Origin of the sequence: Paenibacillus sp. Soil787 (assembly GCF_001429545.1) — a bacterium.
Classification (GTDB): Bacteria; Bacillota; Bacilli; order Paenibacillales; family NBRC-103111; genus Paenibacillus_E.
The window spans coordinates 613781-626107 of the sequence record NZ_LMSP01000012.1; the positions used below are offsets into that span (position 1 = coordinate 613781).

Genomic DNA, 12327 nt, shown 5'->3' on the forward strand with positions numbered 1-12327 from the left:
CTACAACACCTCATTCATATATAATCCGAGTACAGCAAGTACGAGACCTACGACCCAGAATGTGATAACAACACGCCATTCCGACCAACCCACCAATTCAAAGTGATGATGGATCGGACTCATTTTGAAAACACGCTTGCCTCTCGTCTTGAAAGAAACAACTTGGATCACAACAGAAAGAATCTCAACCAAGAACACACCGCCAACAATGGCAAGCAGAAGCTCAGCTTTGGTCAAAATGGCAACAGCCACAAGGCCGCCGCCAATCCCGAGCGATCCTGTATCACCCATAAATACTTTGGCTGGATGCGCATTAAAAACGAGAAAACCGAGTACGGCCCCCACCATGGCTGCCGAGAAAATAGCCGCTTCCGGCTGTGTATTATTCATAGCAATAACCGTATAAGCACCAAATGCAATGGCACTTGTCCCTGCGAGCAGTCCATCAAGACCATCGGTGAAATTCACCGCATTCGATGCGCCCAACATCAGAATAGCCATTAATGGGAAATACAACCAGCCTGGATTGAAGTGGAACGCCACAAATGGAATATATAAGTCCGTGCTGTGTCCTTGCATGACAAGCAGGTAACAGACAATGGCGGAGATCAAGAGCTGACCGAACAGCTTTTGTTTCGCTGTAAGTCCGAGTGAACGCTTGAAAATAATTTTGATATAATCGTCTAGAAAGCCAACTAATCCATAGCCTAAAGAAGCTATTAACAGAATTAGAAGATCCGTATTTTTATCGGCAAAACGAAGCGTAGCAAGGGCCAGTGCGAGTAAAATGATGACTCCGCCCATTGTTGGTGTCCCTTGTTTTTTCAGATGTCCTTGCGGGCCATCCTCACGAATTTGTTGTCCGAATTTCATACGCCGCAAAATGGGTATAAAAAGCGGTCCCATAATAAGCGCAAGTACAAAAGCTACGCCCATCGTTAATAAAATTGCGTTTTCCACGTTGGTTCCCCCTGCTCGTTTTCGTCTTTCGAAAACGATCTACTGTTTCATCCTATCATTCATTTCAAACGCCATCTAGGCGAGTAAGGCATTAACCACTTGCTCGAGACGCATGCCTCGCGAGCCTTTTACGAGCACAAGGTCCTCGGCTCGCACTTCAGCCCCGAGCTCTGCCGCGAGCTGCTCTTTGTCATCGAAGGCGCGCACGCATGCCTTCGGGAAGCGCTGAGCCGCTTCATCCGCGATGTAGCGGCCTAGACGGCCGAACGTGAAGACGTAGTCTACACGTTCCGGAGACAACACCGCACCAATACTGCGGTGGAACTGCTCTTCGTGCTCGCCAAGCTCCAGCATGTCGCCGAGCACGAGGAACTTGCGACCGAAGCCGCGCAGCTGCTCGGTCAAGTCGATCGCAGCCCGCATGGATGCCGGGCTGGCGTTATACGCATCGTTAAGCACAGTCAGCCCTGAGGCTGCTGTCAACTTCTCGATGCGCATGCTTGTCATCTGCAGCGAGCGAAACCCCGCTGCAATTCCCACAGGCCAGACGCCGAAGGCTTCGCCGATGGCAATGGCCGCTAACGCATTAATCACATTATGCGTGCCGAGCAAGGGAATAAACAATTCCGGGTAACCCGGTGAATTGATCTGGAAGTGCGCCCCGTCCGCATCCATTCGGATGTCGGTCGGGAACAGATCATTGCCCGCGCCGCTGCCAAAGCGGATGCGGCGCAGCCCCTCTGGCAGGCCTTGCTCCGCGAGGGCCTGTTCAATCAGTGGTTCGTCGCCGTTGTAGACGAACAGTCCGCCCTTGGGCATTCCGCTAACGATCTCGGCCTTAGCCCGAGCGATTTCTTCCCGCGAGCCCAGCTGAAGCATGTGCGATTCGCCGATCATCGTAATGATCGACGCTTCCGGCTCCGCCAGATTGGATAGCAGCTCAATCTCGCCGCGTCCACTCATCCCCATCTCGACCACGGCGAATTGCGTGGTCTCTTCAAGCTCGAGCAGGGTAAGCGGTAAACCAATATGATTATTCAGGTTTCCCTTAGTTTTGTGCACTTGAAATGTACTACCCAATACGGACGCAACTAAATCTTTGGTCGTCGTTTTGCCATTACTCCCCGTAATGCCTATAATGCGAACCGGCAGCTGCTTGCGATAAGACTTTGCCAACTGCTGCAGGGCTGTTAGCGTATCCTTGACGCGAATGATCGGCATGCCTTCTGGGGGGTGAGGGTGGTCATCTTGCCATAAGGCAGCCGCAGCACCCTTGCTGTAAGCCTCTGATGCATAAGCGTGACCATCGAAATGATCCCCAATCAGCGGCACAAACAGACTTCCCGGTCGTATTGTTCGCGTGTCGGTAGATATGCCTTTTATTGGAATGTCCTTTGCCGTTGAAGCCGAGGACACCAGCACACTTTCATCGCCTAGCATGTCTGTCATTTGTTTCAACGTGCGCTCTATCATCGTCCTCTCCCCCTTATCGCAGCCTTAGCCACCAATCGATCATCGAAATCATGCTTGACCCCCATGACATCCTGATACGTTTCGTGGCCTTTTCCCGCTATCAATATTACATCTTTAGGGCCTGCCCCTTCAATAGCCTTTTGTATCGCTTTTTTACGATCCACGATTAATTCATACTGTTCTTTTGGGTAATTGACCTCTTTTAGACCAGGAACGATATCATCAAGAATGGCATCTGGATTTTCCGTACGCGGATTATCTGAAGTCACATACAAATAATCACTATACTTGGCCGTAACCTTGCCCATAAGAGGACGTTTCGTTCGATCACGGTCACCACCGCAGCCAAACACAGTGATTACTTTACCTTCTGCAAAGTCACGTACAGTAGACAAGGCATTCTCTAGTCCATCTGGGGTATGAGCATAGTCAACCAAGACTAAGTAATCCTGTCCTTCATTCACAACCTCCATACGCCCATCTACTACCGTAATATCTTCTAAACTATTCCGTATCGCTTCAAGGGGAATTCCTTCCGCCAGTGCCGCAGCAATGGACCCAAGAGCATTGTACACGTTGAATTTACCCACCAACTTCATTCTGAAAAAAGCCTCTCCCGCAAAGGAAATAAGCTGAAATTCCGTGCCTTGGGCTGTAATTCGAATATTTGTCGCCCTTACATCACATTCGTTCTCTATACCATATGTAATAATTTGCGCGGCTGTCAACTTACTGAACGTATGGGAAGCAGCATCATCCGCATTTAGAATAGCATACTGACGCTCCTTGAGATCGCTTGAGAAACCATTCCCTAATCTAGAGAAGAGCAGGCCTTTTGCAGCTGCGTAAGCATCCATCGTTTTGTGATAATCTAAATGATCTTGTGTTAAATTCGTGAAAATACCCGATCGGAAATGAACGCCCTTCACTCGACCTAATTCCAAAGCATGGCTGGACACTTCCATAATGCAGTAATCCGTCTTTTGCTCACACATCTGGCGGAAGCTGCGCTGTAAATCGACGGCTTCCTGGGTTGTGCGCTCCATTTCCGTATAGGCATCCCCGATTTTCATTTGAATCGTTCCCATAAGTCCTGTCGTAAAGCCTTGATCCCTTAGTATTTTCTCGATCAAATAGGTCGATGTCGTTTTACCATTCGTACCCGTAATGCCAATTAGTTTCAGTTCTTTGCTGGGATATCCATAGAAATGGGCTGATAGAGCCGCCATTGCATATCTCGCATCTTTCACAACAAGCTGAGGAATTGGCAAGTCCAGTACTCTTTCCGTTACAAGTGCAGAAGCCCCAAGCGCAATCGCTTTTGGGGCATAATCGTGACCATCTGCTGTCAGTCCAGGGATACACAGAAACATATCCCCTGTTTTTATTTTGCGAGAGTCTGCTTCAATCCCAGTAATCTCTGTTTCAGCATCTCCATGTATGTGGGTAATGAGCAGTGCGGAAGCAAGCTCCTGAAGTTTCATGAGCAACCCTCTCCTTAACGTTATTGCTACCTATTATTGACAATTTTATGCCAGTGGAAAAGCTAAACATGTCTTACTTGCAAATCTTTTTTCGAGCCAACCAAACCACTTTACTGAGGTGGCGCATTATTCGAGAGAAAAATGCGTATTGTAGAGCCTTGATCTACTCGTGAGCCCGCTTTCGGCGCTTGACTGATCACATATTTGCCGCTGCCGGACTTAGCCAGCCTAAAATTCATGTTCAGATCTTCTAATATATCATCAACTGAGGCTCCAACCAAGTCCGGAACCTCAACAACCGGTATTTCTCCATAGCGATAATCTTTATCAAGCTGATTTTTGTCCGGTTCGACTTTCATATATCGCAAAGCATCAGCCATCATATTCTTCACAAGCGGAGCTGCAATCAGACCTCCAAATTGAATTCCTTGAGGATCATCCACAGCTGCATAGATGACAATCTTCGGATTATCGGCCGGCGCGAACCCAATGAAGGAGACAATATGCTCATCCGGCGAATAACGTCCGTTAATAACCTTCTGCGCTGTTCCCGTCTTCCCACCTACGCGATAGCCGTCGATAAACGCATTGCGTCCTGTGCCTTTGGCAACAACGCTTTCAAGCGCTTCGCGTACTTGCTTCGATGTCTCCTCCGAGACGACATTGCGTACAAGCTCGGGCTTTACAACATCAACGATCTCACCTGTATCCGGATTCGTGAATGACTTCGCCACATACGGCTTAAAAAGTTTTCCTCCGTTAATAGCCGCAGACACAGCCGTGATTTGCTGAATCGGAGTGACCGATACACCTTGACCGAATGCCGTCGTTGCAAGCTCAACCGGACCCACTTGTGACGGTTTGAACATAATGCCGTTTTCTTCGCCGCCAAGGTCAATTCCCGTCTTCTTCCCAAAACCAAACTTTGAAATGTAATCAAACAATTTTTCCTTGCCTAAACGCTGTCCCATTACGACGAATCCGGGGTTGCAGGAGTTCTGTACGACTTGCAGCATTGTTTCACTGCCATGACCGCCGCGTTTCCAACAGCGGAGTCTAGCCCCTCCGACCTCAATAAATCCAGGATCGTAAAACTGTTCATTTTTTAAATCAACTTTTTTTTCCTCTAGTGCCGCAGCTAGCGTAATAATTTTGAAGGTAGAACCCGGCTCATATGTTTTCCAAATCGGTAAGTTCCTGTTATAAGTTTCAGCCGGAAAATCCTTATAATTGCCTGGTTCATAAGTAGGCCTGCTTCCCATAGCAAGGATTTCACCATTATTAGGATCCATCATGATGGCAATAACATTTTGCGCCTTATACTGTACCATGGCCTGATCTAATTCTCTTTCCAATACAGATTGCAGATGAGTATCAATCGTCAACTTCATATTAAGGCCGTCTTTAGGCTTCGTATAGGTATCTGTTGTCCCTTCCAGCGTTCTTCCTGCTGCATCAGTCATATAGGATATGTTTCCTGGTATTCCAGTCAATTGGCTGTTATATTTCGCCTCAATGCCTGTCAGCCCTTTATCTAACCCAGCAAAACCGAGAATATGGGCAGCTAATGAGCCAAAAGGGTAGTATCTTTTGTTATCTTCTGCGACCACAATACCAGGAAGATGCAGATTTCGTACTTCTTGCGCTTTTTCAATCGTTATTTTCCGTCCTGAAGGCTTGATATCGTTTTGGGATGTTTTCTTTGTAATCTGTTTATAAATGTCATCTTCGTTCCCTTGCAGCACTTCGGCAAGTTTGGCCGCAGTGCTTCGGGCATCTTGAATTTGAACAGGAATAGCCACGATCGTAGGTGTACTCATACTGTAAGTCATCGTTATCCCATTGCGATCTTGAATCTCGCCTCGCTTGGGCGCAAACTCTATTTTTCTTCGCCAACTATCCTCTGCTTTATTCGCCAAGTCTTGTCCAATCCATAGCTGGACATAAGCTAGACGGAGAATAAGTGCTGCAAATATGACAGTACCAATGATGAGCGCAGTAAACAATCTGCGACGAACGGTAACGTTAGAAACACGCATGAACGTTCAGTCTCCCTTCCCAAATAAGTCAACATCATTCCTAACATGACTATTCAGGACAAACAGGGGTTAGAACAAGCTATCCATTAAGGTGTCTTTTTGGCTGTAGATCGCTGCGTTTCTGTTTTCGTATTCGACGCTGGTGTTGGCGTAGGTGTAGGAGCTGCTGAACTTGCAGCTGCTGATTTATCGCTTAATGGTTTGAGCTGCAAAGTCACACTTCTCCCCTCGCCTTCCCCCGTGGTGGCTTGATCCGAGACATATCCTTCACCAGAGGTTTGACAGTCTACTTTAAAGAAGGAGCAAGCTTCAACTGCATCCCGAAGTGATCTGCCGACCAAGTTAGGCAGCGGCATTTCGTCAACAGCTTGCATCGCAACATATATTCGTTGTGTAGATAGGATTTCAGTACCTGCTTTCGGAAATTGATCCACAACCTTGGCTCCCTTACCGAAAACCTCAAGTGACAAACCGCTCTCCTTCGCTGTAGCCTTGGCGCTTTCTGCTGTCACATCTGCAAAATTAGGCACAGTAAGCTTATTCGCTTCCTTCGTGACCATTTTGGTTTGCTTATTCGAAGCAACGCCCATATACTGCAGCGATTCACCCACAATTTCTTTGAAAGCAGGAGCTAATACCTGCCCTCCTAAGTGATAATTGCCGCCTAGATCAGGTTGATCAGCGATCAGTGTAACTAAGATACGAGGATTTTCTGCAGGAGCATACCCGATAAAGGAAATAACCCATGAATCCGTGGAATACGTCTTTTCACCGGGAAGAACTATGTTAGCTGTTCCTGTCTTTCCTGCGACACGGTAGTCCTCCATAAAAGCAAGCTTACCAGTACCAATCTCTTGATCTGATACAACTTGTTCTAAATATCCGGTCACCTGACTAGCTGTCTTTTCACTTACGACTTGCCTAACGACTTGAGGTGCAAAAGATTGAATGGTTTTCCCTGTTTTCGGATCGACAATATCCTTAACAATGTGAGGCCACATCAATTTGCCGCCGTTAGCCATCGCAGCATAAGCGGCTGTTTGTTGAATGGCTGTAACAACGACCTTTCCTTGTCCATATGTTGCTGTTGCAAACTCAGATGGATATTTCATATCGATTAAACCGGAAACTTCATTCGGCATATCTATATTTGTTTTTTGATCAAACCCAAATTTCGTAATGTAATCTTTCAGCTTAGGCGGGGTTAATTTCTCGTAACCCAATTTAACGAAGGCCACGTTACTAGAGCGCTTAAGGCCATCCAAGAAAGATATTTTCCCCCACCCAACGCGGTTATGATCATGAAGCTCTCTATCTTCAACCTTAATACTACCAGACTGGTACATTTCATTCGGATTGAATAGACCTTCTTCTACTGCAGCAGCTAACGTCACGATCTTAAACGTAGAGCCAGGCTCGTAACGAGAGGCTACCGCATTATTTTTAAAATCACTTTGATCTTTAATCGTCCCATAGGTATTGGGGTTAAAGGTAGGCGTATTGGCCATGCCCAAAATTTCCATCGTTTGCGGATCTACGGCAATTGCCGTCAGGCTCTTAGGGTGCCACTTGTCATTGACCTTTGCAAGTGCGCTCTCCAAATAATACTGAATGTTTTTATCAATGGTGAGCCGCACATTGTTCCCGTCTTGCGCCGGCTTGAAATCAATCTTGGAATCAGGAAGCTCAACACCCTTCGCATCCTTCTCATAGCTCAACATCCCAGGAACACCCTTAAGGGTTTGGTCTAGTTTAAGCTCTAATCCTATGGCAGCCTCGCCTTCTTTATTCGTGTACCCAAGAATGTGAGAGGCTAGTGTTTCACCTGGATAATAGCGTTTCTTATCTTCCAAAATAGTAATTCCTACATTAGCTTTTGCGTTTAACTTGAGTTTTGCTTGAAGAACTGAAATTAACGCACGTATTTGATCTGCCTTCTCTTTCTCAATCTTCCAACCTTCATTTCTAATCTCCGTATAAACCGCAAAATCCGTACCATCCGGCTTCATTTTCGTAGCGCGATCACGGATTTTATTGACAAGCGTAGGCTTCGTTACATCCGATTCTTTCAAAATTTCCGCTAATCCTTGCGTAACATCCTCAGCGATGTGGTTGCTATCAATCATTTTGGGATTAAGTGCAATGGTATAAGACGTAGCTTCCTCGGCTAGCACTTTATTGTTTCGGTCCAGGATCGAACCCCTTACCGGATTAATCACTTTGTCTGTTTCCCATCTCTTCTCGGCTTTCTCTAGCAACCACGAAGCTTCTACCACTTGAATCCAATAGACCTTAGATAGTAGGACAACAAAAAGAAGGGTGAAAAACCCTCCAATTAGCAAAGATCGCAACTTAATTTTTTTTGTCATATGAAATACCTGCCCATTACGGTTTAGAAGAAGCTACTTTATTATTTTTGCTGCTGCTTGTATTTGATTTTGTTTTTTCTGGAGTGACTAAACTGACTTTCTTTTCATCTCCTAAATTAAAACCAAGCCGCACAGCCTCACCCTTCATACGTTCAGGACTTTGCAGCTTTTCTACTTCTTGCTTCAAAGCACTGTTCTGAGCTTGCATCTCACGAATTTCACTTTGCATTTTCAATATATTAGCATTCATCTGATAAATAGCCGCATAACGCCAGATAATAATACCCGCCACAATGACACAAAGGATTACCGTGAATAAATATAGCATTTTCTCTTGTGTCGGCAACGTTTTATTGCGATATACAACCTTCGTTGTTTCTTTGATCTTCACTTTAGGTGCCGGTGCCGAACGTTTTGGATCAATAGCCAAATTGCCTTGGATATAAGATGGCATAATTCATTTCCTCCCTTGTGTTTATTTGGGGCCCCCGCAAAGTAATAGGAATAAGCTTCAGAGCTTGTCTTCTTTTTGTGGGCAATTTAAATTTAAAGCTTTTCAGCGATTCGCAGCTTCGCAGATCTTGCTCTTTGATTAACTTCAAGCTCATGTTCGCTTGGTAAAATTGGTTTTCGTGTTACTAATTTGACAACTCCGGTCTTCTCGCAAACACAAAATGGAAGATCCGAAGGACAGGTACATTTTTCAACGTTTTTTACAAAAAATTGTTTGCATATGCGATCTTCCAGTGAGTGGAAGGTAATTACAGCGACTCTGCCTTGTGGGGCTAAACAACGGAGTGATTGCTCCAGCGCTTCTTCAAAAGCTCCTAGCTCATCGTTCACCGCGATACGCAGCGCTTGGAAACTCCGCTTCGCTGGGTGACCGCCGGTTCTTCTTGCTGCTGCCGGAATACCTTCCTTGATCAGCTCCACTAGCTCACCAGTAGTTTCAATCGGTTGTTTGGTCCGCGCTTCCACAATGACGCCTGCGATCCGCCTGGAAAACTTCTCTTCGCCATATTCAAACAAAATTCGCGCAATTTTGTCAGCGGGCCACTCATTGACGATCGTTTTGGCGGTTAATTCCATCGAACGATCCATCCTCATGTCGAGCTCAGCATCATGGTTGTAGCTGAAACCACGATCCCCTTCATCAAGCTGTGGAGATGACACGCCTAGATCGAAGAGAATTCCATCCACCTGCGGCTTGCCGTCACGAAGTGCTCTAGGCTCATTCTGAAGCACTTGCTCCAACTCTCTGAAATTGCTTTTTACGATTTTCACGCGATCCAGGTAAGGCGCTAACACGGTTTGAGCATTCGCTAATGCGACATCATCCTGATCTAGAGCAATCAACAAGCCATTTGGACCTAATTTAGATGCAATTAGGGAACTATGTCCTGCCCCTCCCATCGTACAATCCACGTAAACGCCATCTGGCTTTATATGTAAACCTTCAACAGATTCTTCCTTTAGTACCGTCACATGATGAAACACTTGGTGTCCTCCTAAAAGTTTTGCCTTGGCAAAACTAACTTCATAAGCCTCTATAAATCAAAATTAAAATCGACGAGTTTCTCAGCTATTTCATTGAATGACTGTTCGGATTCATTGGCATAGCTTTCCCAAATTTGCTTACTCCAAATCTCAACTCGGTTGGAAACACCGATTACCACACAATCCTTTTCAAGTTTGGCATGGTCCACGAGGTTACCTGGAATGTTCGCTCTCCCTTGCTTATCGAGGTCACACTCCGTTGCACCGGAGAAGAAGAACCGGGTGAAGGCACGCGCATCTGATTTCATTAGCGGCAGTACTTTGAGCTTCTGCTCGAGTATCGCCCATTCCGATTGCGGATAAACGAATAAGCACTGATCCAGACCGCGGGTGATGACAAATGAGTCGCCGAGGGCTTCTCGAAACTTGGCCGGGATGATCATTCGGCCTTTTTCGTCGATGCTATGTTGATATTCACCCATGAACATAGCACGGCGCCCCCCTTTCCTCCACTTTGTACCACTTTCCACCACATTTGAATCAATATTCGCTAAAAATAAAAGAAATCCTGCTTTGAGAGCAGGATTTTCAAAATTATTTTCAATTTTAGGTCTATTCTGCGTCTTTTGTTCCTTGTTTCTCATCTTCAAGTGCGTTTAAAGAAGCATTTTGCTCTTTGAGCTGCAATCGCATCTCATGCAGTTGTTTATTTCTTTTGCGTCTGAATACCCAGATCGGTACGCCGATCAGGAGGCCAATGACGAGAATCGGAAATGCAGCTGCTAGGAAAACGAGAATACCTTGCATGACTGCAACCAGTACATTTAGGCTTGAATTCCATGCTTTTTGAATACGTTCCATTAGCGTTAGCTTATTAGGATCAGATAGCAGCGGCTTATTACCCGTTTGCTGGTACATACGAAGCTCAATCGTCGAGAATGAGACATTTTGATCCAAATACCTTATTCGCCCCTTTATCTGTTCAATCGCTTCCTGTACCTTGGACAGCTCGTTTGAGAAAGCGAGCAGCTCATCCGTTTTTGAAGCTTTCTCCATAAAGCCCAATAGTCGGGTTTCCACCATTTGTTTGGCTTTGAGGCGTGAATTAAGATCTACATACTCCTCTGTAACGTCTTGCCCTTGTACATTCCGTTGGAGCGATGGACTCATCTTCTCTAAGCCATCTAGCAAGGACACAAACCCATTTGCTGCTACTTTAATTGTATATGTTCCGCCACGTTCCCCCGTATTCGCATTTTCCGAAAATTGCAGAATATATGCCCCACTAAGCGCTACCAAGTCTCGGAGAGCTGTCTGAGCCTTGCTGTAGTCCTCTACAGGCATAACCAAGTTAGCTCGGTAGATTAACTTACGATTAAATCCCGCTGCTTCATCGTTTCCCGTTGCCGGCATGACCGTGATCGGTGCGTTTTTTACTTCCGTAGGCGCTAGCTCATCTGCTTTCCCTGCAGCAGCAGCTGGAGCTGCGGACTTAGCATCAAGTGACTTTGCAGATTCTGGCTTTATTGCGTCGCTCGTTGCAACCATTTTCATGTCCGCCGATGATGACATTGAGGATTCATTTTTTGAAGAACTACAGCCTGATAGTAGACCAATTACTAGCATGCACGCGGCAAGCAAGAAAGAAATCTTCCGACCAAACCTATTCCTCTTTGTTTTGTTAGCTGCAGTACTACTTTGCATGAAACTGCCGTGCACTTTGCTTTTTAAGACCCCCATCTTGCCATCCCCTCGCTACCAAATATAGGTTATACACCCTATAAACGGGGGTTACGCTCGAAAGGTTGCAAATCAGCGAGTAACTTCAACAAATTTTGGCTGATAAAATAAGCCTTAGCCTCGTCAAACCTTTGTTCCGTATTCATTGCGAAACAATTAAGCGTGAGAACCGCGCTTATTCAGAAGCGCCCGAACAAATAAGCGCCAAAACCGCGCTCTTAGCGAGAGCTCTGCGAGCCGAGGCTCATCGGTAAAGTCTGAGAAGTCGAATATCGACTTCACAGCAAGACCATCCTGCGCTTCCGTTCCAAATAAACGCAGGCCGTACGAGGAGGAACAGCCAAAATTACTGCAAAAGTACAGAATATTTTTGCTGAAATCGTTTAAAAAGAGGAAAAGCCTGCAAAAATGCAGGAATTTTTGGGAGTTTCTCCATCCTGATATTAAAAAAAGCCCGCAAAAGCCTGCACAATTGCAGGTATTTATGAACAGGAGCTATCCAAAAGAAAAAAGCCTGCACAATTGCAGGTTTACCATAATTACCATCACTCCTTCTTGTTAAAGTTCGCGCCAACCCAAAACACATTTTTTTATATGGAAATAAGGGTTAACTCTTCACTTAACCAAAAACATATAAATTACTTGAACAAAATGACCCTGTGGACGAATAAACACTTCTATCCAATGGCTCATCCTACCCTCGGCTTTTCCTTTTCTTACCATCGTTCCATTACATGCTGGACAAAAAAATGTCGGTTCCTCCCC

The 12327-nt window shown here is 45.7% G+C and carries 9 protein-coding genes; all 9 read right to left on the reverse strand.

The features are described from left to right. Positions 1-936, reverse strand: a complete 936-nt coding sequence (gene mraY / locus ASG93_RS15410) for a phospho-N-acetylmuramoyl-pentapeptide-transferase (RefSeq protein ID WP_056833508.1) — start codon at positions 934-936, stop codon at positions 1-3. Positions 937-1035: 99 nt separating this feature from the next. After that, complete coding sequence (locus ASG93_RS15415; protein WP_056833332.1) at positions 1036-2433, reverse strand: UDP-N-acetylmuramoyl-tripeptide--D-alanyl-D-alanine ligase; 1398 nt, start codon at positions 2431-2433, stop codon at positions 1036-1038. Next, positions 2430-3917: a UDP-N-acetylmuramoyl-L-alanyl-D-glutamate--2,6-diaminopimelate ligase gene (locus tag ASG93_RS15420; RefSeq protein WP_056833335.1), complete on the reverse strand. Its 1488-nt coding sequence runs from the start codon at positions 3915-3917 to the stop codon at positions 2430-2432. The genes ASG93_RS15415 and ASG93_RS15420 overlap by 4 nt, the downstream gene beginning before the upstream one ends. 110 nt (positions 3918-4027) lie before the next feature. Continuing rightward, positions 4028-5956 (reverse strand): stage V sporulation protein D, encoded by a 1929-nt coding sequence (locus ASG93_RS15425; protein ID WP_056833337.1) that lies wholly within the window; start codon positions 5954-5956, stop codon positions 4028-4030. Positions 5957-6042: 86 nt separating this feature from the next. Further along, positions 6043-8325, reverse strand: coding sequence for a penicillin-binding transpeptidase domain-containing protein (locus tag ASG93_RS15430; RefSeq protein WP_063891872.1), 2283 nt, complete (start codon positions 8323-8325; stop codon positions 6043-6045). 16 nt (positions 8326-8341) lie between these two features. Next, positions 8342-8779: a septum formation initiator family protein gene (locus ASG93_RS15435; protein ID WP_056833339.1), complete on the reverse strand. Its 438-nt coding sequence runs from the start codon at positions 8777-8779 to the stop codon at positions 8342-8344. 92 nt (positions 8780-8871) lie between these two features. Then, positions 8872-9822 carry a 16S rRNA (cytosine(1402)-N(4))-methyltransferase RsmH gene (gene rsmH, locus ASG93_RS15440; RefSeq protein WP_056833341.1) on the reverse strand — a complete coding sequence of 317 codons (951 nt, stop codon included), beginning with the start codon at positions 9820-9822 and terminating at the stop codon, positions 8872-8874. 50 nt (positions 9823-9872) lie between these two features. Further along, positions 9873-10310, reverse strand: a complete 438-nt coding sequence (gene mraZ, locus ASG93_RS15445) for a division/cell wall cluster transcriptional repressor MraZ (RefSeq protein WP_056833343.1) — start codon at positions 10308-10310, stop codon at positions 9873-9875. A gap of 124 nt (positions 10311-10434) precedes the next feature. Further along, on the reverse strand, positions 10435-11370 hold the full coding sequence (locus ASG93_RS15450) for a DUF4349 domain-containing protein (RefSeq protein WP_162262856.1): 936 nt from the start codon (positions 11368-11370) through the stop codon (positions 10435-10437). Positions 11371-12327: the final 957 nt, after the last annotated feature.

Coding starts and splice junctions, on each gene's coding strand:
- mraZ (WP_056833343.1), bottom strand. CDS start 10,310: ATGTTCATGGGTGAATATCAACATAGCATCGACGAAAAAGGCCGAATG.
- ASG93_RS15420 (WP_056833335.1), bottom strand. CDS start 3,917: ATGAAACTTCAGGAGCTTGCTTCCGCACTGCTCATTACCCACATACAT.
- ASG93_RS15425 (WP_056833337.1), bottom strand. CDS start 5,956: ATGCGTGTTTCTAACGTTACCGTTCGTCGCAGATTGTTTACTGCGCTC.
- mraY (WP_056833508.1), bottom strand. CDS start 936: ATGGGCGTAGCTTTTGTACTTGCGCTTATTATGGGACCGCTTTTTATA.
- ASG93_RS15415 (WP_056833332.1), bottom strand. CDS start 2,433: ATGATAGAGCGCACGTTGAAACAAATGACAGACATGCTAGGCGATGAA.
- ASG93_RS15435 (WP_056833339.1), bottom strand. CDS start 8,779: ATGCCATCTTATATCCAAGGCAATTTGGCTATTGATCCAAAACGTTCG.
- ASG93_RS15430 (WP_063891872.1), bottom strand. CDS start 8,325: ATGACAAAAAAAATTAAGTTGCGATCTTTGCTAATTGGAGGGTTTTTC.
- ASG93_RS15450 (WP_162262856.1), bottom strand. CDS start 11,370: ATGGTTGCAACGAGCGACGCAATAAAGCCAGAATCTGCAAAGTCACTT.